Consider the following 24,641-nt stretch of genomic DNA (forward strand, 5'->3'; position numbering starts at 1 on the left):
ATATGCTACCCATATTTTGCGGACCTAGCGCCACTTTGGCGTCTATTTGCCGATATGTTTACGTAAAGTAAACAAATTGTAAATAAGAAACAATCACAATGAGATTATGTGGATTACCAAGCGACGAAAAGTATAATTATTTCATAACCCTTACACGCAAAGAAGCGGTCGCTAAACTTACTTCAACAAAAAAGCACAAGAGTCCGACTGAGAGTAAAACTAATGTTGAAGCAAAACTAATTAAGACCCAATTATCCCATACAACTAGGTAATAGCCTTGTAAAACCAACAAGATAATGTTGACACACACCATAATAGCCGCACCGCACAATAAGTTAATTGACCAATTGGCCCATCTCATGCGCTTGGCTAAAATTCGTAATTCTTTATTCCGCTTTTCTTGAGATTGCGCGGCTTCGGGTAAATCAAACCATCTCACTCTATCTACTATTCTTGCGAGACGAGATGTGAGTGTATTGAGTAATGTCCCGATACCAACAATCAGAAAAACAGGTGTCAATGCTTGTTGTATGATGAGTATTGCCGTTGCTTGGTCTGACAAAAGTGTATTCCGACTGGCTGTGTATATATAGAGTATGATTAATGTTTTACTGTGGTCAACCTAGAATGAAAGATAGGGGAGAATTTAGCTTTTGACATAAAATAAAATTTTGGTAGGCTATCAACGTCAATTTTTTGACACCCTGATATTTATTGGATAGTATCAGAATGAATCAAGTTGCTGTTTTTTCGACAACTCTTGATTCAAACAAGGAAGGTAGCACTGTTAATGGAACAAAGCGATAAAAAGCAAAGAGTTTAAAACTCTAAATAAAAACAGCTTTTTTAATAGTATAAACCTCGCTCTTATTTGCCATAGAGCGACTTGTTAGCAAGGGCCTTTAGCCCTTAGGTAGTAGTATGAAGTTATCTCAAATTATTTTTCGTGTCACTTTTTTTATGTTGGCAGTAATTTATGCCGCGGTACTGATCGAATTTGTTAATCCTCAATTTTTTGCCTTTAGTATTGACGTTAGGCCTGATGCCTTAATCCTAACGGCACTTGTAAGTTTGTACTTATATTTCTTTTTGCGTAGAGCACGCTAAGCTGCCATTGTTGATACTACAGCGTAAATTGATTGGGAAGTAATTCGCCAAGTGTTGATTCCCATCTATCTGTTTGGTTTTGGTTGACACAAATAACAGGTGCATTGGGCTTATGCATAAATTCACTCAAGACTTGCCTGCAAGCACCACATGGTGATATCGCCTTTAGCTGGTTGGACATAACATAAACGCAATTTATTTTCCGTAATCCTTTGCCAATGCCTTGTGAAATGGCAGAACGTTCTGCGCAGACCGTGAGTCCGTAAGATACGTTTTCTACATTGACACCATATTCTATGTGTGTGCCTTGTTCGTCTTCAAATTCAATTGCACAGGATACTTGTACCTTTGAATAAGGGCTATATGAGTTTGACAGTCGTTTTGATAGTTCAGTAAAAATGTCTGATTGTTTATTCAAACCTTATGTACCTCCGCCAAATAGTTTAATCCGCCTATAATTGCGGCCACCTGCGCGTCAATGCAATTTTCGGGTGTTGTCTTTGGACTATCGGGATAAACTTCTGTTGTTGTGACATATTGTGCGCTTGTAAAACCGCCGCACAAATTTAAGGATGATTTATCGTAGGCAATTATTCCATTATCAAGCACATCAGACCCAATGAGCTGATTATTGGTATCGGGCGGCGCAATATGTGTCACCTTCGCCACTGATTTTATAATTGCTTTTTGAAAATCTAATTCGAGCCGATTGCTATCGGCGACGGTATAAAAGCCATCAGGGATGCCCCAATCACTAAATTCAATGCCATCTCGAGCAGCAAGAGCGGGCCTAAACTCCGAATCATCGGTATCTGTTGTTTCGTGTAAATCAAAATGCGCTAAAATCGGATGGGCTAATTGCGTAATGAATTCCATTAGCTGTGTAGCTTCGGCAGATCCAGAGTGTGCAAAAAAAGACCTATTTGGATCGATTGCACTTGAATTCCAACGGTTTATCGTCTCATATCCCCATGGACTTAAGCACGGCGCAACAATAAGATTGTATTGCGTTAAATATTCTTGTGCGTGATTAAGTAAAAACTTAATTGCACCTTGAACACCGCTTGTTTCATAACCGTGTACACCGCCTGTAATTAATACACAAGGTAATGCGTGTTGAAACACTGTTGGTGTAAAAGCGAACAAATCATAAGCTTCGCCATCAACGTCGATTTGTCCATATTGATGTGTAGCAAACTTTTCGGAAACGCCTTGTAAAGCCGATAATACTTCTTGTGAGTAGCTGCGCTTTTTTGTTTGAAGGTCTTTCCACAGTGTTTTTTCGACATGAGTCCATGGTATACCAGGAGTGCCTATTGGGTAGTTAGACATGTTCGCCTCTTGATTTGTGTGACTGAAATATTATTTATGCTACGATACCACAGCAGATTACGGATGTTCACGTGCTATCTGTACATAAGTGACTTTCTTTTGAGTTTTTAACGGCTGTATAGCAAAAACATGTTTCTACTTTTAATTTATATCAGTGTCGCGTTAGGGTTTTCTTTTCTATGTTCGATTGCAGAAGCAGTCATTTTAAGTGTCTCTCAAGCATATATTTCATTGCTTGAAAAAGAAAAAAAGCCCTCAGGTATATTACTTGCTAAATTGACAGGCGATATCAACAAGCCCTTATCTGCTATTTTAACGCTAAATACCATCGCTCATACTATGGGGGCTGCAGGCGCTGGAGCTCAGGCGATGGTTGTGTTTGGTGATGCCTATTTTAGTTTGATTTCTGCAATTCTAACGTTTTTAATTTTGGTTTTTTCCGAAATCATTCCTAAAACACTAGGTGCAACATACTGGAAAGCGCTAGCCCCTGCGACGGCATATTTCTTAAAATATCTGATTATTGCTCTATATCCGCTTGTCAAAATGTCCCAAAAACTCACCAGCGGTTTTACTGAAGAAAGCCCCTTGAAAGGCTTAAGCCGAAATGAGTTGCTTGCTATGGCAGAATTGTCAGGCAAAGAAGGGCAGTTGGCGCAGCAAGAAGCTTTGTTTTTGCAAAACTTATTAATGTTACATGAACGCCAAATAAAAGATGCAATGACTCATCGTACAGTCATCTTTTCTGTTTCTGAGACAATGACTGTACAAGAATTTAATGAGACACATAAAGATATTAGTTTTTCCCGAATTCCCATTTACGAAAACGAGCATAGTGAAAGCATTACCGGTTATGTCATGAGAATGGATATTTTACTCGCTGGCGCCAATGGTGAAGGTGACAAAGCGCTTTCAGAATTTGGAAAGCCTCTTATTACTTTGTTAGGTGATATGCCTTTATCCAAAAGTTTTGACCATTTTTTAAATTCGCGCGTGCACATCTTACTTGTGGTAGATGAGTATGGAGGACTAGAAGGGATACTGACTCTAGAGGACCTTTTAGAAAGCCTGCTGGGTATTGAAATCGTAGACGAAAAAGATACCACAGTGAGTATGAAACGGCTTGCAAAAATAATGTGGAAGCGACGTGAGAAACGAATGGTAGAGCAATTCAAAGATAATAGTTCGAATAAATAGGATGGTATGGTCTAATTTTAGCAATTTTCTTTTTAAAAAATAGGTGTAAATTAGTAAGCAAGTCACAACACAAAGCTAAAACTGGCTATGTGTTAATGAATTAATTTACTACTTAATATTTTAACCGAGGAATCTAAAATGAATACATTACTATCACAACTTTTTGTAAAAAATAATAGCTTGGCTCCCATCGCCCTTCGCATTGCCGCGGGTATTATCTTCTTTGCCTATGGCGCACAAAAACTATTTGCTTGGTTTGGTGGTTATGGCCTAGAAGGTACTGGGCAATGGATGGAATCTATCGGTTTAGCACCTGGATTTTTAATGGCTCTTGGCGCAGGAAGTGCGGAATTCTTTGGGGGATTATTCTTTATATTTGGTTTAGCAACCCGCCCAGCTGGAATAGCGCTTGCGTTTACCATGGTAGTGGCCATTGTTACTGTGCATTTACCCAATGGATTGTTTATGGCTAACAATGGTTATGCATTTGGCTTAGCCCTATTGGCGATTTCGGTATCTTTGGCTGTTTCTGGTGCAGGTAAGTTTTCACTTGATAATCTGATCGCCCAGCGAATGAATTAATTTTATAGTCAAAAAAACCGGTCACGTTTTACGTGACCGGTTTTTTTGTTGGTCAATGATTAGAAGCTATCTGGGTTCTCGCTAAGATCCTTTGCAATATATTCCCACGTTTTCATATGGTGATGAAACTTATCTTTTAGCGCTTTGGTGACCGTATCGTTATCGCGAAGATCAGTTGGTATTTCGCTAAGTATTCTCCAATGGTTCAAAGCACTAATGGCAGATGCACACAACTGTGCTCTATTTGCAAAAGCTTGGTTACGTTGTTTGATAACTTCATCTGTTTGTTCACACAAAGGTTCAAGTTGTGAGCCTTCGATTACAGATAAGTTTTTAGTTACTTGATAGTCGCGTAAAAGCTGCTGATAATCCATATTATCAACTTCGATATCGTTACCTGTTCGCTCAACTTGTTGCTGGATGTTTCTTGCGTATTCCATTGTTTCAAACGTACTTAAATGTAACTGCTGAAACATGTGCTCTCTTGCTTGAAGACGAGGATCAATAAATTTTGTTTGCGTCATTAGCTCTTCTCCACAGACCGGTTTGTATCTTATGTGCAAAAATGTGATATACAAAAATGTTATGTTCACTATTCATGCACAGACAATGTCTATGATTCCTTTATTATACAAGACATCTATGTGACTTAATAGAAGCAGAAGCTATACTAAAGACTAAGGTCGTATTGGGCCTTCAATTGCTTCCAATTATCCTTCCAGAAAATTTTAGAGTTCCCCCTACGCTAAGGAAACAAGCATGTTTACCGGATTCAAGGTGCTTTTGATAAGCTGCTTATCATTGGTGCTGTCAGCGAATGTTTACGCTAGTGATGTTGCACTGACCAGCCAAATTCAAGATTTAACTCATTCAACAACGGGTTATCTGGCACTTGCAGTGTTTGCTTTGGCATACATCTTTGTTGTTTTTGAAGAGCAAATTCATTTACGAAAATCAAAACCCGTATTAGCAGCTGCTGGTTTAATATGGATATCAATCGCTATCGCCTACCAAGGTACCGATAATCAAGCAGCAGTAGAATCTGCTATACGGCACAACTTCTTGGAATATGCAGAGCTGTTTTTCTTCTTGTTAGTCGCAATGACCTACATCAATGCTATGTTGGAAAGAGGCGTATTTGATAGGCTTAGACAAATACTGGTCGCTAAAGGGTTTAGTTATAGAGGCCTGTTTTGGTTGACAGGTGTGCTTGCATTTTTTATTTCGCCGATTGCAGACAATTTAACCACCGCACTTGTAATGTGTGCTGTATTGATGGCTGTGGGTAAACAAAAGCCAGAGTTTATCGGTTTAGGATGTATTAATGTTGTCGTGGCAGCTAATGCTGGTGGTGCCTTTAGCCCCTTTGGTGATATCACTACATTAATGGTTTGGCAAAAAGGAATTGTTCAGTTTACCGAGTTTTTCAATTTGTTAATTCCATCTATTGTTAACTTTATTGTGCCTGCTACCATTATGAGTTTTGCCGTCCCTAAAGGTATTCCTAGGGTCGAACAGCAAAATGAAGAAAATCTATTAAAACAAGGTGGATTGGTCATAGTGGTCTTGTTTCTTTTGACTATTGTGACGGCAGTTAGCTTTCATAGTTTCCTGCATCTACCACCTATATTTGGTATGATGTTCGGCCTTGCCTATCTAAAAATTTATGCTTACTTTTTAAAAATCAAATCAAAAAATATGGAACAAGAGTCTGATCTTTCGCCTTAGTAGCACGCCTCATGGTTCTCTTGGCAAGTTTGATATTTTTAACAAAATTGCTATGGCAGAGTGGGATACTTTATTCTTTTTTTACGGTGTTATTCTTGCGGTTGGCGGCTTAGGCTTTTTAGGGTATTTGTCATTAGCGTCACAGTTTATGTATGTCGAATTAGGTGTATTACCGGCTAATATTCTTGTCGGTATCTTATCAGCGATTGTGGACAATATTCCTGTGATGTTCGCCGTTTTGACTATGAATCCTGAGATGGATCTTTCGATGTGGCTTTTGGTTACATTGACCGCAGGTGTTGGCGGTAGTTTGTTATCAATTGGTTCTGCTGCAGGCGTTGCATTAATGGGTCAAGCACGAGGGTATTATACTTTTTTTGGTCACCTAAAATGGATGCCGGTTATTGCACTTGGATATTTTGCAAGCATTGGGGTTCACATGCTTATAAACACCTAATGTGTAATTTATATATTATATCAATCCGGGTCTAGCGCTTACGAGGTAAGCTAGTATAATACTACCACCAATAAACGACGCTTCGCGTCGTTTTCTTTTTGACTTTTTTGGGAATAGCATGAAAGCGCTTGATATCCATAGCCTTAAAAAAACATATGCGGGTGGTTTTACCGCGTTAAATGGCATTGATTTAGTTGTAGAACAAGGTGATTTTTTTGCCTTGCTGGGCCCCAATGGTGCTGGTAAATCAACAACAATTGGTATCATTTGCTCACTTGTCACTAAAAGCTCAGGTGATGTTTCAGTGTTCGGTTATGACTCTGTCAAACAAGAGGTAGATGCGAAAAGCTGTATTGGCTTAGTTCCTCAAGAGTTTAACTTCAATCAGTTTGAGACACTGATGCAGATTGTCGTTAATCAGGCTGGTTATTATGGTGTCCCGCGCGGTATTGCTAAGCAAAGAGCTGAAAAGTATCTAAAACAACTCGAGTTATGGGATAAGCGAAATGCTCGTGCGCGTGAACTATCTGGGGGGATGAAAAGACGATTAATGATTGCTCGTGCGCTGATGCATGAACCGAAAATGCTTATATTAGACGAACCCACAGCCGGTGTAGATATTGAAGTTAGACGCTCGATGTGGACATTCTTGAAAAAAATCAATGAACAAGGTATTACGATCATTCTAACGACTCACTATCTAGAAGAAGCTGAGATGCTATGTCGAAACATAGCCATTATAGATAAAGGGATAATCGTAGAAAATACTAGTATGAAAAAATTACTAGCAACCTTGAATATTGAAACCTTCGTTTTTGACTTAGAGCAAGGTGCTAAACAAGTCAATATTGTGGGTTTTGAGTCTCGTGCGCTAGATGATCAAACGTTGGAAGTTGATGTTCCTAAAGAAACAGGCTTGAATTCAGTATTTGAAAGCTTGTCAAAACAAGAAATTAAAGTCATGAGTATGCGCAATAAATCAAATCGACTCGAAGAGCTTTTTGTGCGCTTGGTACAAGCTAGTCAGGCGTCAGCGAAAGAGGGCCAAGCATAATGGGCAGTCGTAATATAGTTGCTTTAAAAACAATTTGGATAAAAGAGTGTACACGTTTTCTAAGAATCTGGGTGCAAACCTTGGTGCCACCTGCCATCACTATCTCTTTGTATTTCGTTATCTTTGGAAGCTTAATTGGCTCAAGGCTTGATGATATTAATGGCATTACCTATATGGAGTTTATCGTCCCAGGGCTTATTATGATGTCGATTATTACCAATTCCTACTCAAACGTTTCCTCATCTTTTTTTAGCGCTAAATTTCAACGAAATGTTGAGGAACTACTAGTAGCACCTTTACCTACTTGGGTAATAATCATGGGGTTTGTAGGCGGCGGTGTCGCTAGAGCTAGTATTATTGGTATCATTGTGACACTGGTATCGACCTTGTTTGTTGACGTTAATATCTATAATTATTGGGTATTGGTCGTCACGCTGTTACTTACATCAGTATTGTTTTCAACGGCGGGCTTGATCAACGGTGTTTATGCAAAAACGTTTGACGATATCAGCGTTATTCCAACCTTTGTGTTAACGCCCTTAACATACTTAGGTGGAGTGTTTTATTCTATTACGATGTTGCCTTTATTTTGGCAAAGCGTCAGTCAAGCAAATCCAATTGTTTATATGGTCAATGGCTTTAGATATGGATTTTTGGGCCATTCAGACGTTAATTATCTTGTTTCCTTAGGTTTGTTGATAGGGTTTAACGCTATTCTACTGAGTTTAGCTTACTACCTAATTAAAAAAGGTGTTGGTATTCGCAGTTAATGCGAGCGCTTAAGTAGTATGAAATCTCAAGCAAGTGAAGTTACATCTAGTCAAACTACTATTCATGATGACTTATCATCGATGGTCCAAAAGCATCGGCAAAGCGTTTTTAAAAGGCCAATTGCTACACATACGCGTATGGCGTTTGAGCAAATGTTGTCTTTTTTACAAGGCTGGGAAGGAGAAGTTATATTAGATGCTTGCTGCGGAGTAGGTGAAAGCACCATCAACCTTGCTGCTCGATACTCTATGAGCAAAGTGATTGGTATTGACAAATCAATTGCTCGATTAGATAAACACCATAGTTATCAGGTTGCGAATCAAGATGCATTGTCAAACTATATTCTTTTACAAGCAGATTTGTTTGATTTTTGGCGTCTGTTACTTGCGTACTTAAAGGAAAATCCTCAGAGATGGTATCTTGGGCAGCAGTTTATTCTGTACCCGAATCCATATCCCAAAAAGTCGCAAGTTGGAAAGCGTTGGCATGCAAGCCCTATTTTCCCAGCAATTATGGCATTGAATACGCCTATTGAGGTTCGCTCAAACTGGTTAATATATTTACAAGAGTTTCAATATTCTGCTGAGCTTTATGGGTTTTCAGGCAGTATCGTTGAAATTCACGCAGCTCCTTTGACTCCCTTTGAGCGCAAATATCAACAGGCCGGTCAGACGTGTTTTAAGCTGGCCATGCGTCCACTTGGTTCTGATAAATAAAAACCTTGTCCATAGTGTAAACCTAGTTCAATAATAGCATCTAAGGTTTTATCATTTTCCACATGTTTTGCCGTCACACTACAATGATGTTTGTCACAAAAGGCCTTGATATGGTTAATGCAATCAATGTGAGAGCCAGTTTCAGTATATTCACTGATCAATTTACCTGAAAGCTTAACGTTACTTATTCCTAAGACAACCAGTTTTTTAAATGCTTCTGTGCATTCGTAAACGTCGTCAAGGTCAATATGAATCCCTGGAACTTTCTTTATTACGTGTGTAATGAGCTCAGGAGCGCTTTTCACGTCATCATAGTTTAACTCTATTCCGACCATACCATTTTTGTGTTCTTGAGATAATTCAAGTAGCCAGTTTACAAGGCTAGAATCAAGTAAGTCATCTTGAAATAAATTGACACTCCAAGGCATGTTGCGGCTTTGACAATACGCACTGCTTAATTGCAACATGCGTCTTGTGAGTTGCAAATTCGCCTTGTTGTGATGAATGATAGACAGAAATTGCTCAGGCAAATAAATATGCTCCCCCGTTTTTATCAATCTTGATAAGCACTCGTACCTTACGACTTTGTGCTTATGGATATCAAACATGGGTTGAAAGTAGGGTACAATCTGTTCAATGGAAAATTGAACGTCTACTTGCTGAGTTGGCATTATATGTCCTTTAATCAAGTGGTGTTTCTAGTCAACGATTTTGTTACGAGTGTTTCATGCGAAAACCTGCCTTTCATATTGCTATCGTAGTCATTTCACAATAGCTTTAGCAAAAATGCACTTTTAATGAAGTTCGACGCTATTAATTAACTTTTTAAGACGAAATTTGGTGTTTTTAGGATTTTGGGGTAAAGTGCGCAACACTCTTTTTTTGAGTGAAAGTCGTAGTTTAGTATGCCGAATTATGGCAGTGGTGGTGAGGTACTAATTTGTCAAAAGCTGAAGTTAGTCTAGAGTACTTGTTTAAGGTTTTTACGAAACCAGAACATGATGACTCCACGCTTGCAAAAATAGAGCGTCATTTGTCAGATAACGTGTCAGATTTTCTTTCTCAGCATGTTGTCACCAAAAAGACCTCGTTAGAAGAAATTGAAAAAGACTATATGGAACACTTTGTTCCACAGTCGCCTGATTTTGTTTCTAGCCATGCTGAAACGCTTTTGGATAAGTTGGTGGCTCATTCAGTTAACACTTATTCTCCGACGTTTATTGGGCATATGACATCCGCCTTACCCTATTTCCATCTTCCTTTAGCGAAATTATTGGTAGGCTTAAACCAAAACCTTGTCAAAATCGAGACCTCAAAAGCATTCACGCCATTAGAGCGGCAAACCTTAGGTATGATGCATCATCTTGTCTACGAGCAAGATGCTGCCTTTTATGATGAGTACCAACATAGTGCAAAACATTCCCTTGGGGCTTTTTGCTCAGGCGGAACAATTGCTAATATTACTGCACTGTGGGTAGCACGTAACAAACTATTGGGGCCTCAAGGTAGTTTTAAAGGCGTTGCCAAGGAAGGTTTAGTTAGTGCATATCGGCATTATGGAATCAATAACCTTGGGATTATGTCATCAAAAAGAGGTCACTATTCACTTGGTAAAACAGTTGACGTTTTGGGCCTTGGTCGCCAAAACATGTTAACTGTAAATCATCAATATCATCAGCTATCGCCTAAAAGAGCGCTGCAAGCAGGGCTAGAATACCAAGCTAAAGGTAACAAAGTACTCGCAATTATTGGTATTGCAGGTACAACCGAAACAGGTCACGTTGACCCACTTGATGAGTTAGCTGATGTGGCAAAAGAATTAGGGGCTTGGTTTCATGTTGATGCCGCTTGGGGTGGTGCTACCTTATTCTCAAATCGACATAAGCATATCCTTAAGGGGATAGAGCTAGCTGATTCGGTTACAATAGATGCTCATAAACAAATGTACGTGCCAATGGGCGCTGGCATGACTTTGTTTAAAGATCCCCACAGTGCTAATGCGGTTAGACATCACGCCCAATATATTTTGCGTGAAGGCTCTAAAGATTTAGGGGCAACTACGCTTGAAGGGTCGCGCAATGGGATGGCGCTGATGGTCTATTCTTCTTTGCACATATTAGGTAAAGGTGGCTATCAATTATTAATTGATAGGGCGATGGAAATGGCGCTACGATTTTCAGAAATGATAAAAAGCCATGATGATTTTGAACTGATAACCAGTCCGACTTTATCTATTTTAACGTATCGTTTGCGTCCAAAATGTCTTAAAGAACTCCTTGAAACAGCAGGTCAATCACAAATTAGTCAGATCAACAAACGTCTTGATACACTCACCGTCAGCGTGCAAAAACAACAGCGTGAAGCTGGTAAGTCTTTTGTATCGCGCACACGCATTGAATCTCAGCAATATGATGGAACGCCTGTGACGGTATTTAGAGTGGTGATGGCAAACCCTCTTACCACAAAAGAAGACCTTGCCGCGATATTAGAAGAGCAACTGACGATTGCTCGCAATACCAACATATGGTCAGATTTACATAACACCACGTTAGAAAAAATCGCCTAATCTCAACACTTCCGTGATACTTTTTTGATACTTATCCAGCACCATAGTAAATAACGAAATTATTATGAGCACAAACGGGTCTTGTAAACAGATGCGTATGCTTTTTTATGTTGGAGAGAAGACGATGGATAAGGTCTTAGTAGTTGAAGATGATATTGACATTGCCAGTTTGATTAAGGTGAATTTAGAAGAACTATCATTGTCGATAGAGATACAAGGCGATGGCCGCGATGGCCTTCAACGGGCCCTTGCTAAAGACTTCAGTTTAGTCTTACTTGATGTGATGTTACCCAGTATGGGAGGCTTAGATATTTGTCGGCAATTGCGCGAAAAGAAACCAGAGCAAGCGATCATCATGTTAACTTCGAAGGATTCAGAAACCGATAGAGTGCTTGGTTTAGAGCTTGGGGCTGATGATTACATGACTAAACCATTTAGTATCAGAGAATTGCAAGCAAGAGTCCGCTCTCAAATACGCAAAGCACATTTATTAAGCGACATATCAAAGCAACCAGCAAATGCCGCAGAACAGCTTCGACAAGGTAACATTAATATTAATCAACAAACGCGTGAAGTTGTTTGTAATGGCAAAGCCATTGAGCTAACTGCTACAGAGTTCGATTTGCTATATCATTTGATGAGACATCCTAACCAAGTATTTTCGCGAACGCAGTTACTTGAATCTGTATGGGGATATCAGCATAGTGGCTATGAGCATACTGTAAACTCCCATATTAATCGTCTGCGAGCCAAGGTTGAAAAAGATGCTGCAAATCCTGATTATGTGCAAACTGTTTGGGGTGTTGGATATAAGTTTAATGCATCTTGCGATAAGCGCACGGAGCAAATGTGATGCCTAAATTGTGTTTTTATCAGCGTTTGGCAATCAGCCTAGTCATTGTGTTTTTTGCTGTAATCGGCCTATTTGTATGGGCCTCATCTTATCTGCAAGAATCTGTTAAACATGAAGGTGAACAGCGCCTGCATATTTCACTTGCTCAGCACCTTGTCACAGATAATCCGCTTTTAAAAATGGGCGTTTATGACTACGAAGCCCTAAAGAATCTTTTTCATACCTTGATGGTCATGGGGCCTAGTTTTGAATTTTACTTTGTCGACCCTCAAGGTAATGTTCTTACTTATTCTGCACCCAAAGAAGATCTTATCGCCAATAAAATTGATTTGGCCCCCGTGCTAGAGCTAATCGCTGATCCACAGCGACTGCCTGTGTATGGGACGGACCCTCGTTCGCGTTATACTCAGAAAATTTTCTCAGCAGCGCCTGTTTATAACAATGATAAGCTACAAGGGTATTTGTACGTCATTATCGGCGGAGCGCAATATGATTCAATCGTCGATGGTTTGCAAAAGAGCAAAGGAATACAGCAGTTTGCCATGGTCATTATTGCAGGCACACTTTTTTTGTTTTTCTCCTTACTGATATTGTTTAGGGTGTTTACATTGCCGCTTAAGCGCTTAAGTGATGATATGGACAGCTTCAGAGGCAGCGGATTTAACCTTCAAGCATCGGGAGTAAGTCTATTACCTTGGAATGATGATTCTCGCAACGAAGTACAACGTTTAGGGTATTCATTCAACGAAATGCTTAAGCATATCGATACACAATGGCAACAAATTAAATCTACCGATACTCAACGTAAAAGTTTACTCACTGATTTATCACATGATTTACGTACACCATTGGCAAACCTTCAAGGTTATATAGAAACCCTTAGCTTAAAAGGGGAATCTTTGAGTGCTGAGGAACGTAAAACGTTTGTCGATATTTCACTAAAAAACTTACGTAACTTAAAGCGTCTAATTGATCAAATTTTTGAGCTGTCTTACCTTGAAAGTGGACATGTAGAGTTAAAACGTGAGCCTTTTATTCTTACCGACTTGCTTCACGATATTGCCGCTAAATTTCAGATGAAAGCCAACGAAAAAAATATTTCCCTTAGTGTAACGGCATGTTCCGTAAATGATTACATATCAACCGATATCGAAAAGCTCGAACGAGTGTTAACAAATTTAATTGAAAATGCTTTGAGACACACGCCTAATGAGGGTGATGTGACAATTGTGCTTGAGAATGTCAACGATAAGTTATGGATAAAGGTAGTTGACACAGGTATCGGTATTTCAAAAGAAGAGATTAACCTTATCTTCAATGCTCGCTATCAAGCGAGTAACTCTGAGCGTGATGCAAATACCCATGTCGGCTTAGGATTAGCAATTAGCCAAAAGCTCATTGCCTTATTGGGGAGTGAGCTTTTGGTAAGCAGCGAACTAGGAAAGGGAAGCGTGTTTAGTTTTGAGCTTTGCTAGTCAATGTCTAATTCTTTGAGCTTTCTTGTCAGCGTATTGCGTCCCCAGCCAAGCTTTTTGGCTGCCTCTTGCTTATGTCCTTGGGTATGTTCAAGCGCTATGCCAAGCAAGGTGCTCTCTAACTCATGAACGGCCTCGGTTAAAATATCTACTTTTCCTAAATTCAGTTGTTCTTGCGCCCAATTTGCAACTAAGTGTTTCCAATCTCCAACGACTTTGGTGCTTGGTAAGGCAATGTCGTGTTCATGACTGTTAATAAGCTCTGCCGGTAAGTCATTTGGAAGCACTTCTTGGCCACTGGCCATAACAGTTAGCCATCGGCACATATTTTCAAGTTGGCGAACATTACTAAGGCCAAGGAAGCCTAGTAATGATCGTTGAGGTTTCTTTGTTTAAAAATTTTTGTTCAACGCCTAGTTCATTCGCTGCTTTTCCTAAGAAATGCTGTGCTAGTAGAGGGATATCTTCTTTACGTTCATTAAGAGAAGGTATATGTACACGAATGACATTAAGTCGATGATATAAGTCCTCTCTAAATTTACCATCGCTGACTCTTTTTTCGAGATCTTGATGAGTTGCCGCAATGATTCGAACATCAACAGATACTGGGTTATGTCCGCCTACACGATAAAATTGTCCATCGGCTAACACTCGCAATAAACGAGTCTGCACACCTATTGGCATATCACCTATTTCATCTAAAAATAGTGTGCCGCCATTAGCCTGTTCAAAACGTCCAGTGCGTGTAGTTTGAGCGCCTGTAAAAGCGCCTTTTTCATGACCAAAGAGTTCCGACTCAATCAAGTCAACGGGAATTGCTGCCATATTTAACGCAACAAATGACTGTTTTGATCGCGGGCTATGTTTATGTAAAGCATGTGCAACCAGTTCTTTTCCTGTTCCAGACTGACCATTGATAAGCACACTAATTGATGAACGAGAAAGTCGACCAATTGCCCTAAACACTTGCTGCATTGCAGGGGCCTCTCCGATAATTTCAGATGCAGGGTTTGTACTAATTGTTTCTGTACTTTGGACTACTTCTTTGGCATATTCAATCGCACGACGAGTAAGTGCAACTGCATCTTCAATATCAAATGGCTTGGGTAAATATTCAAATGCGCCACCTTGATATGCGTTAACCGCGCTATCTAAATCAGAGTGCGCTGTCATTATAATTATAGGTAATTCAGGAAGGTGATGGTGCACTTGTTCTAGCAATTGCAAGCCGTTCATTTGTGGCATTTTGACATCAGAAATAATCACCATCGGAGAGTGGCCTGACTCTATTTGTAGCAGGACGTCTTGTGGGTTATCAAAACTTAGGCTTTCGATTTGTGCCGCTTTAAGTGCTTTTTCAAGTACCCATCTAATTGAACTATCATCATCTACTATCCAAACAGCTTGGCTCATATTATTGCTCTCCTTGTAACGATGATGTATTTATTCTTTTAGCTAAAGGTAGATATACAGTAAATTCCGTATAGCCGGGGAAACTCTCTAGATCGATCTTTCCGTTATGATGATCAGTGAGTGTTTGTGCGATGGATAAGCCTAAACCACTACCATTGTCTTTGCTACTGACCATCGGGTAAAACAAGGTGTCTTTTAACTTATTTGGTACACCCGGTCCATTATCGATAATGCTGATCTTAATTGCTAAGGGGTGACGAATGCCCTTGATCACGCATTGTCTATCGATTCTTGTTTTAAATATTAGGCTAGGATTATCAGTATCGTCGTCTCGTAATGCTTGTATGGCGTTTCGCGCAATATTCAAGATTGCTTGCTGCAACATATCTGGGTCAGCATGCAAATTGGGAATTGATGGGTCATAGTCTTTCTCGATGTCGACAGTAAAGCGCAGATCTAGCGATATCAATGACGATACTTTCTCAATAATTTCATGAACATTGAAGTCTACTTTTTTAGGCAAAGAATTTGGCCCTAATAGTCTATCGACTAGGTTACGAAGACGGTCGGATTGATCTATGATCATTGTCGTGAACTCTTTTAATTCAGGACTAGGTAATTCTTTTTCTAATAATTGAGCCGCGCCTCTAATGCCTCCTAGTGGATTTTTTATTTCATGGGCAAGGCCCCTTACAAGATCTCGAGCGGCTAGTTGCTGCGAATGTTGCATCGATTCTAGTGTTATTTTGCGTTGCTTATCAACGGGTAGCAACTCAATTAGTACATGTCGTCGACCATTCGTCTCTATAATATTTGCGTTAACATCGGCAAGTAAACAACGGCCATCTTTAAAGCATAGTTGTACTTCTGTTTCACGAAAGTCCTCACCATTAGCCATTGCTTTTATAAGCTGCTCTTTGTTTAAACTTTCGTCCATGAAAAAATCGTCCAAAGGACGTTCTCTTAACTGACTGATGCCTGTTTCAAGTAAACTTAACGCAGAGTCATTGACGAAACTAATTGTGAAATCATCGTCAATCAGCACCAAAGCCGTTTTTAAAGAATGTAGAAACAATTCATATTGTTTTCGGTCGTCGACCACTTATGGCTCCATTAATATTAACTTTCACAAAATATAAAGAAAGTAATTGCACCTCATTGGTGCAATTATGATATTAATGCATTTGGTCAAAGAGTACAGCGAATTTTAGTACCAATGCGCTTATTGTAGATCCCTTATGGAATAAGGGGCTTAACGAGCGCGATTGATTGGCAGTGACGCTCTTTGCAAATGCAGTATTCTAGAACCACTAGATGCAATTACCGAGCCTGAACTGTCAATAAAAGATATTTCGTATGAATGTGAACCACGGTTGAAGTTTTCTAACTGAAATGCGCCAGAATTTGAGCGGTAAGTTTCGCCATTGATGGCTAGTTGATAAGTCCCCGCAGCCATAGGATCCATTGACGCGTTAATGCTTAAATCACCACTATTGCTTCTTATCGTTGCATCATTTGCTGGACTATTCACTTGTAAACGGTAGTCGATGCCGTCGGGCGCTGCACCGGGCAAAGGTGGTAAATCAGGCGCAGGACCTGTGATAGTATTATGATTCGCCTTTAACTCAAATGGGATAGCACCAGGAGAAGGAGTATCTGAGTAACTGATAGTACCATCGGGGTTTACTTTGCGATAAATCGTACTCAGGTCGAAACGAAGGCGTCGCTGCTTGAGAAGTAGTATTTGGATCAGGCTGGGCGCTTTGCGCATTAGCGTTTGCATCATTTGCTTGAGTATTTTGTTGGCTTGTCTGTTGAGCAAATGCACTGGACACTGTCAGTGAAATTAGCGCGATGCTAGCAAACCCTAATATGCTTTTTGCGTTCATAATTATTATTTAATCCTAATACTAACAAGCTATAGTGTACTAAATCGACAGCAAAAAAAAGCCCGTTTTAACGGGCTTTTTGCTTATATCAAAATTTATTGCTAATTAAGCATTCAATCTAGTGTTAAACACTGTAGTACATATCGAACTCAAGTGGGTGAGTTGTCATGTTAACTGCTTGAACTTCTTCAGATTTTAGATCGATATACGCATCAATCATTTCGTCGCTCATTACTCCACCTGCAGTTAAAAACTCTCTATCAGCACTAAGCGCTTCTAACGCTTGTTCTAACGAGCTTGCTACGGTTGGTATATCAGCCGCTTCTTCAGGAGGTAAGTCATACAAGTCTTTATCTGCAGCATCACCAGGATGGATTTTATTCTTAATACCATCGATCCCAGCCATTAACATAGCAGCAAAGGCTAAATATGGGTTTGCAGTCGGGTCAGGGAATCGCACTTCTATACGACGCGCTTTATCACTGGTGACAAATGGAATTCGTATTGATGCACTTCTGTTACGCGCAGAGTAAGCTAGCATTACTGGTGCTTCAAATCCAGGAACTAGACGCTTATATGAGTTGGTTGATGCATTTGCAAACGCGTTAATTGCGCGCGCATGTTTGATAATGCCGCCAATGTAATATAAAGCATCTTCTGATAAACCGGCATATTTATCGCCTGCAAAAATGTTTTTACCATCTTTGCTGATTGACTGGTGGCAATGCATACCTGAACCATTATCACCAACCAAGGGTTTTGGCATAAATGTAGCTGTTTTATCATATGCGTGAGCAACGTTGTGCACAACATACTTGTAGATTTGTATTTCGTCTGCTTTTTTCACTAAAGAATTAAACAAACAAGCAATTTCGTTTTGGCCTGATGTAGCCACTTCATGGTGATGAGCTTCTACCGTCAAACCCATTTCTTCCATTACTGTGCACATTGATGCACGAATGTCATGGCCTGAATCTACTGGAGGAACCGGGAAGTAACCGCCTTTTACACCAGGACGATGACCAAGGTTGCCTCCTTCGTACTCAGCACCTGAATTCCATTTTGCTTCTTCAGAGTCAATTTTATAAAACGAACCCGCCATATCAGTGTGGAAACGAACATCATCAAATAAGAAAAATTCTGGCTCAGGACCAAACAATACTGTGTCGCCAATGCCTGTCGATTTGAGGTAATCTTCTGCGCGCTTAGCCACGGAGCGAGGGTCACGTGAATATCCTTGCATGGTAGATGGTTCAAGAATATCACAACGTATATTTACTTGAGTTTCTTCAGCAAAAGGGTCTAATACAGCTGTTTCAGGGTCAGGCATTAACACCATGTCTGACTCGTTTATCCCTTTCCATCCAGCAATTGATGAACCATCGAACATTTTCCCTTCTTCAAAAAAGTCTTCATCGACTTGGTGAGAAGGGATAGAGACGTGTTGTTCTTTACCCTTAGTATCTGTAAAGCGCAAATCGACAAATTTAGCTTCAGTTTCTTTAATCAGTTCCAATGCTGATTCGTATGACATAACGTCCTCCGGTTATAGTATCCATTTTTGTGTGTGCTGAGCATTGAATACCAACATTTTATCAATGCCGTCCCGATACAAGCTATTTAAATACAAACTATATATCGTTAAGCATCATGCTTGTACTCGTTACAAGTATTTGCTCGCGTAAATCTTCATACATCATAAGCCAATTTCATGCCATAGTGCAATCAAAATAAACATTATATAAAACAGTGTGTTAGAAGGTTAATGCCAAAATATAAATAACAGAATTGCACTAATTTTGTGCCATTTTGCCTGTCTTTGCATTTATATGGTGCATTGCTTCTTTTGCGTAAAATAAAGTTGATAAATTGTGTAAATTTTCCTCTGTTTGTTAAACGTTCTCGTGTATAATGCGCGCTCATTTTTTTGCGTACTAAAAAACACGCAAGCTAGTATTCCCCGTCGCAGCTAAATAGATACGTTTAGTTTGTTTAAGGGTAACATTAAGTAAAGGCTAATAATTTTGTCGAACGATATCAATAATTTACGCAATATTGCGATCATAGCGCACGTTGACCACGGTAAAACTACGTTGGTTGATAAGCTGTTACAACAATCTGGTACTTTAGAAAGCCGAGGAGACGCTGAAGAGCGCGTCATGGACTCGAATGATATCGAAAAAGAACGCGGCATTACGATTCTGGCTAAAAATACTGCCATCAACTGGAACGGCTACCGTATTAACATCGTTGATACTCCTGGACACGCCGATTTTGGTGGTGAAGTAGAGCGTGTTATGTCAATGGCCGATTCTGTGTTGTTGCTGGTTGATGCTCAAGAAGGTCCAATGCCGCAAACTCGTTTTGTAACTCAAAAAGCATTTGCCCAAGGCTTGAAGCCGATTGTGGTGATCAACAAGATTGACAAACCTGGTGCGCGTCCGGATTGGGTTATGGACCAAGTGTTTGATTTATTCGACAACTTAGGTGCAACGGACGAGCAACTTGACTTTGAAGTGGTATATGCGTCAGCCTTAAATGGTTGGGCGTCAAATGATGCCGATGTAGTAAGTGATGATATGACTCCTTTGTTTGAGACGATCGTTAAACAAGTCGCACCACCAGATGCAGACGCTCAAGGTGCGCTGCAAATGCAAATTTCTCAGCTTGATTATAACTCCTACGTAGGCGTTATTGGTGTGGGTAGAATTACTCGTGGTACCGTTAAAATTAATCAACAAGTCACGGTTGTCAATGCAAAAGGCGAAACCAGAAATGGAAAAGTCGGCAAAGTACTAGGATATTTAGGACTTGAGCGCCATGACGTAGAAGATGCTGCTGCAGGTGATATTATTGCAATTACCGGACTAGGTGAGCTAAAGATTTCCGATACCATTTGTGACATTACTAACGTTGAGGCTTTGCCGCCACTTTCGGTAGATGAGCCAACTGTAACAATGACATTCCAAGTAAATACTTCACCATTTGCGGGCAAAGAAGGTAAATATGTCACGTCACGAAATATCCTTGAACGCCTTCATACCGAATTAGTACACAATGTTGCTTTGCGTGTTGAGGAAACGGCTGACCCAGATAAATTTAGAGTATCAGGTCGAGGCGAGCTTCATTTAGGTATCTTAATTGAGAATATGCGACGTGAAGGTTATGAACTTGCAGTTTCTCGTCCTGAAGTTATCCTCAAAGAGGAAGATGGCCAATTACTCGAACCATATGAATCATTAACGGTTGATGTTGAAGAACAAAACCAAGGTTCTATTATGGAACAGCTTGGTTTACGTAAAGCAGAAATGACTAACATGAGCCCTGATGGGAAGGGAAGAGTGCGTGTTGACTTTATGATCCCTAGCCGAGGATTAATTGGTTTTCAAACTGACTTTATGACGCTTACTTCTGGTTCTGGATTGCTTTATCATACTTTTGATCACTACGGTCCACACAAAGGCGGTAACATTGGTCAACGTAAAAATGGCGTTTTGATTGCCAATGCAACTGGTAAAGCGCTAACCAACGCACTGTTTAACTTACAAGAGCGTGGACGATTGTTTATCGGACATGGTGTTGAAGTTTATGAGGGAATGGTTATTGGTATTCACAGCCGCGATAATGATTTGACTGTAAATGCACTTAAAGGCAAACAGTTAACTAACGTACGTGCATCTGGTACCGATGAAGCTCAAACCCTTGTTCCGCCGATTGTATACACGCTCGAACAAGCTTTAGAATTTATTGACGATGATGAATTGGTAGAAGTGACACCGCAAAGTATTCGAATTCGCAAAAAATTACTGACGGAATCAGACCGTAAACGCGCTTCACGCGTCAAGAAAGACTAAGTAATATCGCTAGACATCGGCTACGATGTCTAGCTCTTTCTTGAGTGTTTAGCCACTATCAGATCTCCCACCATATCCTCTATAAATGCCGGCGTGACTTGCGCCAAATAATATAAAATCTTGGCTCGCATACCGATTACGATAGTTCTTTGTTTGCCGCAAAGACCTTTGATAATTTGTATTGCTGCGTCATTAACACTCATTGTGCCAGCAACATCCTTTAGCGCTTTGGTAGCCGGATGTATTGACTGGGCTTCAGTTTGTACCATCGGTGTATCGACACTTGGCGGGCAAATTGACACTACATCAATATTTTGGTCTTTTAGTTCAAGCCTGACATTTTGAGCCAGCCGATGAACCGCGCTTTTCGAACTTCCATAGGCGCTATAACCATATACTTTCATAAAAGCAGCCATTGAGGCAACAAGCGCTATTTTGCTACCTGATACCATGTAAGGAATAACAGCCTCCATGACATTGCGCGAGCCAAAAAGATTGACTTTGATTTGGTGTTCAAATTCATCTTGGCTGGTATCCATAAAAGGTTTTGACACTAGAATCCCTGCGCAGTGTATACAAAGGTCAATCTTTCCAACATTGTCACAAGCATCTGTGATTGCGTCGCGCAATGTTCGACTATCGCAAATGTCAGCGCAGTAGTATCGCTGATTATCCTGCTTCACTTGAGGGGCATGTTCGGACAAGTCGATAAGAATTAGAGTATTGTTTAATGATGCTTCAGATAGGTAGTTAGTGAGTGCTTGTCCTAAACCACTGGCACTTCCCGTTATTAACACCGTTTGATTGTGAATCATCATTTACCTTTTAACAAAATAGATTTTTTCGGTAGTAGATAGATTAATAAAACATAGTTTAAGACTAATAAAAACCTTTTTGTTAGGTTAATATTTCGTCAAGACGATAGGATTTTACCAAGGACAAAATACCTGTGAGCAATCCACTTTTTGATAATCTCATCGATAGAAGCCCAACTCATGCTTTTAAATGGGAAAAGTATAAAGGCAAAGATATATTACCTGCATGGGTTGCCGATACAGAGTTTGCTTGTGCAGCCCCCATTATAGAAGCTCTACATCACAGAATTGATGAACAGATATTAGGCTATACATTACCTGCTCATCATGCACCAGCATTAGCGGCAATAAAGCATTGGTGTGCTCAACAATATTCATGGAATATTCAGACTGACTGGATAGTATGGACACCCGGTGTAGTTCCTGCATTTAACATGGCATGTAAGGCATTTTGCCGTAAAGGTGATGCGGTGATGGTACAAAGTCCCAATTATCCGCCCTTACTTGCTGCTCCTGCTATTAACGGGTTAAAAAGAATTGATATTGGCTGCCAACAAATCAATGGTCGCTACACGATAGATTTTGAGGCATTGGCTGAACATGCTGCTAAGCCCGAAACTAAGTTATTTATTTTATGTAATCCAATGAATCCGAATGGCTCGGTTCTTAGCGAACAGGAGCTTGATGATATAGGGCGTATTTGCAACGAAAACAATGTAATGGTGTGCAGCGATGAAATTCACTGCGATTTAATTTTAGATGATCTTACACATGTTCCAGTGAGCTCATTACCTAGTATTAGTCAAGGATCAGTGACTTTAATGGCAGCAAGTAAAACCTTTAACATTGCAGGCCTAGGTACTTCATTTGCGATAATTCCTGATCCCAAAGTCAGATCAAAGTTCACGAAAGCTGGCTCAGGCATTGTGCCTTGGGTAAATGTTATGGGCTTAGCGGCGACCCAAGCTGCATTTACCCAGTGTGATGATTGGCTGACTCAACAAAAAGCATATTTAGTTCAAAACAGAGACTATTTAGTAAACGCAATCAACCAAATAGATGGTTTAAAGGCGCTTTCCCCACAAGCTACATATCTTTTGTGGGTAGATGCATCACAGCTTAAGACCGATACTCAAAAATGGTGTGAAACGCGCGGCGTCGGTCCCTCCCACAGGTAAAGATTTTGGCAACGCCGATTTTTTCAGAATAAACTATGGATGCCCGCGTTCAATGCTTGAACAGATTGTATCGCGATTAAAAAAATAGCCACTTAACAAAGTGGCTATTTTAACAAAAGACTTCTCTTGTAGACTTGTTAATGCCTTATAAGTCTTTGAGTAACTCTTCAACTGCAGTTTTAAGCTGTGGATCTATTCCTTTTGCTTTGTAAGCAGGTGGGTTAAATACTTCAATGTCCGGGACAGCTGGTACAAAGTCCATATTGTCGCCTGTTTCTTTTACCCACCAGCCTCTAAACGGCATACGCACAAGCGAGCCATCAACCAATCCATAACCGCCAGTACTGATGACAGCACCAAATGTTGGACGACCTACAAGCTTACCTATGCCAAGTGCTTTATACGCATGTGAAAATATTTCAGCATTAGAGTAGCTATTTTCATTACTCATTGCGATAGACGGCTTAGTCCAAGCAGATAAGGGCAAACGTTCAGCAAAAGGATAATTGTTTACAAATTTACCGTGATCTTTTTCTAAGTCGCTAGCTGCACCGCGAGGAATGGTATATGCATGTTGTTTAACGTTTAGCACAGCCATCAAATAGTCAGTTGTCCATCCACCGCCGTTATAGCGAACATCAATCACAATGCCTTCTTTGCCATATCCAGCAGCCATCAACTCTCGTTCAAAGCGTTCAAAACTGGTCCAATTCATACCACGGATATGTAAATAGCCTAAACGACCACCAGAGTACTCATCAGTGAGTCTTCGGCGCTCTTCAACCCAGTCATCATATAACTGACTGTTTAAACTATCTGTTGGCCAAATAACGAGTTCTTGCTGAGCATCTTCGCCCTCATTGACGCTTGCGCGATTAAGCTTAAGTAATACTGGCATGTCAATCTGATTATTCAGCAAGGCATATAGGTTTTGGCCATTGACGGCTTGCTGATTTACATGCGTGATTAGATCACCCACATAAAGTTTGCTATCTACTCTATCTGCCGGGCTGCCAGGCAAGATTGAAGTAATCTCAAATCCTTTACTTGTACTTATTCCTTCTGCACCTATTAAGCCGGTGCGCTGTCGTTGTGTTTGCTTAGGGTTTTCTCCCCTAAACAAGCCCATGTGACTTGCATTAAGTTGCCCCAACATTAAATTAAAGATGTATTGAAAGTCTTCTTTAGTCGATGCATTTAAGGCAATTGGCTTGTATTTTTCTCGTAAAGCATCCCAGTCTTTTCCATGAAAATTAGGATCATAGAAACCAGAGTTGAGTGCACGCCAAGCATCATCGAATATTTGTTCGCGTTCCGCACGGCGATCGATTATTTGCTGAGAGCTAACGTTTAGGCTTTGAGACTTATCGCTCTTGGTGTTTATTTTCATGATTTTACCACCACGAGTAAGGGCATATAAACTCTTACCTTTATCAGCAAGTGATAACATTCGTGGGCTTAAGTTACCTTTGATAACCGTCTTTTTGTCTTCACCGTCCCATTTGATTTTGTATAGGTTTCGATCAATTTCAAAGTTTTGCCTGCCCGAACCACCAATTGCGTAATAAATATGTTCGCCTTTTTGGTCGAACATTAATTCGGTCTCATTACCCGTGAAACGTGTTACTTGCTCTAGTCTTTTATAAATGCCGTC

The 24,641-nt window shown here is 40.1% G+C and carries 20 protein-coding genes and 3 pseudogenes; 12 read left to right on the top strand and 11 right to left on the bottom strand.

Going from position 1 to position 24,641, the window contains the following annotated elements:
• Positions 1-136 precede the first annotated feature (136 nt).
• Positions 137-562, bottom strand: coding sequence for a DUF2721 domain-containing protein (locus ACZ1G6_RS01850; RefSeq protein WP_472617812.1), 426 nt, complete (start codon positions 560-562; stop codon positions 137-139).
• A gap of 359 nt (positions 563-921) precedes the next feature.
• On the opposite strand from ACZ1G6_RS01850, the gene ACZ1G6_RS01855 reads away from it, so the two are divergent.
• Positions 922-1,107 (top strand): hypothetical protein, encoded by a 186-nt coding sequence (locus ACZ1G6_RS01855; protein ID WP_472617813.1) that lies wholly within the window; start codon positions 922-924, stop codon positions 1,105-1,107.
• A 16-nt stretch (positions 1,108-1,123) separates the two neighbouring features.
• Here the strand turns inward: ACZ1G6_RS01855 and cdd are convergent, their stop codons facing one another.
• Together cdd and ACZ1G6_RS01865 are read right to left on the bottom strand one after the other, a co-directional pair.
• Positions 1,124-1,525: a cytidine deaminase gene (gene cdd, locus ACZ1G6_RS01860; protein WP_472617814.1), complete on the bottom strand. Its 402-nt coding sequence runs from the start codon at positions 1,523-1,525 to the stop codon at positions 1,124-1,126.
• Positions 1,522-2,439: a M14 family metallopeptidase gene (locus ACZ1G6_RS01865; RefSeq protein WP_472617815.1), complete on the bottom strand. Its 918-nt coding sequence runs from the start codon at positions 2,437-2,439 to the stop codon at positions 1,522-1,524. Before ACZ1G6_RS01865 ends, cdd begins: the two co-directional genes overlap by 4 nt.
• A 129-nt stretch (positions 2,440-2,568) precedes the next feature.
• Here ACZ1G6_RS01865 and ACZ1G6_RS01870 point away from each other — a divergent pair, with 129 nt between their 5' ends.
• Positions 2,569-3,636: a CNNM domain-containing protein gene (locus ACZ1G6_RS01870; protein WP_472617816.1), complete on the top strand. Its 1,068-nt coding sequence runs from the start codon at positions 2,569-2,571 to the stop codon at positions 3,634-3,636.
• A gap of 138 nt (positions 3,637-3,774) precedes the next feature.
• Entirely contained in the window at positions 3,775-4,218 is a 444-nt protein-coding gene (locus ACZ1G6_RS01875) for a DoxX family protein (RefSeq protein ID WP_472617817.1), read from the top strand.
• A 59-nt stretch (positions 4,219-4,277) separates the two neighbouring features.
• Here the strand turns inward: ACZ1G6_RS01875 and ACZ1G6_RS01880 are convergent, their stop codons facing one another.
• Positions 4,278-4,742 carry a hypothetical protein gene (locus tag ACZ1G6_RS01880; protein WP_472617818.1) on the bottom strand — a complete coding sequence of 155 codons (465 nt, stop codon included), beginning with the start codon at positions 4,740-4,742 and terminating at the stop codon, positions 4,278-4,280.
• Positions 4,743-4,977: 235 nt separating this feature from the next.
• Here ACZ1G6_RS01880 and nhaD point away from each other — a divergent pair.
• The 4 genes and pseudogenes from nhaD to ACZ1G6_RS01900 all read left to right on the top strand — a co-directional run bounded on the left by nhaD (position 4,978) and on the right by ACZ1G6_RS01900 (position 8,944).
• Positions 4,978-6,403, top strand: a pseudogene (gene nhaD, locus ACZ1G6_RS01885) (sodium:proton antiporter NhaD).
• Positions 6,404-6,521: 118 nt separating this feature from the next.
• Positions 6,522-7,457, top strand: coding sequence for an ABC transporter ATP-binding protein (locus tag ACZ1G6_RS01890; RefSeq protein WP_472617819.1), 936 nt, complete (start codon positions 6,522-6,524; stop codon positions 7,455-7,457).
• Positions 7,457-8,227, top strand: a complete 771-nt coding sequence (locus ACZ1G6_RS01895; RefSeq protein WP_472617820.1) for an ABC transporter permease — start codon at positions 7,457-7,459, stop codon at positions 8,225-8,227. Before ACZ1G6_RS01890 ends, ACZ1G6_RS01895 begins: the two co-directional genes overlap by 1 nt.
• Positions 8,228-8,245: 18 nt before the next feature.
• Positions 8,246-8,944: a class I SAM-dependent methyltransferase gene (locus tag ACZ1G6_RS01900; RefSeq protein ID WP_472617821.1), complete on the top strand. Its 699-nt coding sequence runs from the start codon at positions 8,246-8,248 to the stop codon at positions 8,942-8,944.
• Here the strand turns inward: ACZ1G6_RS01900 and ACZ1G6_RS01905 are convergent.
• The gene (locus tag ACZ1G6_RS01905; RefSeq protein ID WP_472617822.1) at positions 8,896-9,615 is read right to left on the bottom strand and encodes an EAL domain-containing protein; all 720 of its coding nucleotides are present in this window, start codon (positions 9,613-9,615) and stop codon (positions 8,896-8,898) included. The genes ACZ1G6_RS01900 and ACZ1G6_RS01905 overlap by 49 nt on opposite strands.
• A gap of 269 nt (positions 9,616-9,884) precedes the next feature.
• On the opposite strand from ACZ1G6_RS01905, the gene panP reads away from it, so the two are divergent.
• The 3 genes from panP (at position 9,885) to ACZ1G6_RS01920 (ending at position 13,838) form a co-directional block, all read left to right on the top strand.
• A complete protein-coding gene (gene panP, locus ACZ1G6_RS01910; protein WP_472617823.1) occupies positions 9,885-11,510 on the top strand; it encodes a pyridoxal-dependent aspartate 1-decarboxylase PanP in 1,626 nt (541 codons plus the stop codon).
• Between the two features lie 124 nt (positions 11,511-11,634).
• The gene (locus ACZ1G6_RS01915; RefSeq protein ID WP_472617824.1) at positions 11,635-12,363 is read left to right on the top strand and encodes a response regulator transcription factor; all 729 of its coding nucleotides are present in this window, start codon (positions 11,635-11,637) and stop codon (positions 12,361-12,363) included.
• Positions 12,363-13,838 (top strand): HAMP domain-containing sensor histidine kinase, encoded by a 1,476-nt coding sequence (locus ACZ1G6_RS01920; protein ID WP_472619028.1) that lies wholly within the window; start codon positions 12,363-12,365, stop codon positions 13,836-13,838. The genes ACZ1G6_RS01915 and ACZ1G6_RS01920 overlap by 1 nt, the downstream gene beginning before the upstream one ends.
• Here the strand turns inward: ACZ1G6_RS01920 and glnG are convergent.
• From glnG to glnA, 4 genes and pseudogenes are all read right to left on the bottom strand, one after another.
• A pseudogene (glnG, locus tag ACZ1G6_RS01925) lies at positions 13,835-15,251 on the bottom strand (nitrogen regulation protein NR(I)). The gene ACZ1G6_RS01920 and the pseudogene glnG overlap by 4 nt on opposite strands.
• Position 15,252: 1 nt before the next feature.
• The gene (gene glnL, locus ACZ1G6_RS01930) at positions 15,253-16,353 is read right to left on the bottom strand and encodes a nitrogen regulation protein NR(II) (protein ID WP_472617825.1); all 1,101 of its coding nucleotides are present in this window, start codon (positions 16,351-16,353) and stop codon (positions 15,253-15,255) included.
• 150 nt (positions 16,354-16,503) lie between these two features.
• Positions 16,504-17,079 carry a DUF4124 domain-containing protein gene (locus ACZ1G6_RS01935; RefSeq protein WP_472617826.1) on the bottom strand — a complete coding sequence of 192 codons (576 nt, stop codon included), beginning with the start codon at positions 17,077-17,079 and terminating at the stop codon, positions 16,504-16,506.
• A gap of 185 nt (positions 17,080-17,264) precedes the next feature.
• Complete coding sequence (gene glnA / locus ACZ1G6_RS01940; RefSeq protein ID WP_472617827.1) at positions 17,265-18,674, bottom strand: glutamate--ammonia ligase; 1,410 nt, start codon at positions 18,672-18,674, stop codon at positions 17,265-17,267.
• 487 nt (positions 18,675-19,161) lie between these two features.
• Here glnA and typA point away from each other — a divergent pair, with 487 nt between their 5' ends.
• The gene (gene typA, locus ACZ1G6_RS01945) at positions 19,162-20,994 is read left to right on the top strand and encodes a translational GTPase TypA (protein WP_472619029.1); all 1,833 of its coding nucleotides are present in this window, start codon (positions 19,162-19,164) and stop codon (positions 20,992-20,994) included.
• 29 nt (positions 20,995-21,023) lie between these two features.
• Here typA and ACZ1G6_RS01950 read toward each other — a convergent pair whose 3' ends face one another.
• Positions 21,024-21,809, bottom strand: a complete 786-nt coding sequence (locus tag ACZ1G6_RS01950) for an SDR family NAD(P)-dependent oxidoreductase (RefSeq protein ID WP_472617828.1) — start codon at positions 21,807-21,809, stop codon at positions 21,024-21,026.
• A gap of 134 nt (positions 21,810-21,943) precedes the next feature.
• Between ACZ1G6_RS01950 and ACZ1G6_RS01955 the strand changes: the two are divergent.
• Positions 21,944-23,075, top strand: a pseudogene (locus ACZ1G6_RS01955) (MalY/PatB family protein).
• A 57-nt stretch (positions 23,076-23,132) separates the two neighbouring features.
• Here ACZ1G6_RS01955 and ACZ1G6_RS01960 read toward each other — a convergent pair.
• Positions 23,133-24,581, bottom strand: coding sequence for a S41 family peptidase (locus ACZ1G6_RS01960; RefSeq protein WP_472619030.1), 1,449 nt, complete (start codon positions 24,579-24,581; stop codon positions 23,133-23,135).
• Positions 24,582-24,641: the final 60 nt, after the last annotated feature.

Source organism: Glaciecola sp. HA4-3, assembly GCF_055693685.1.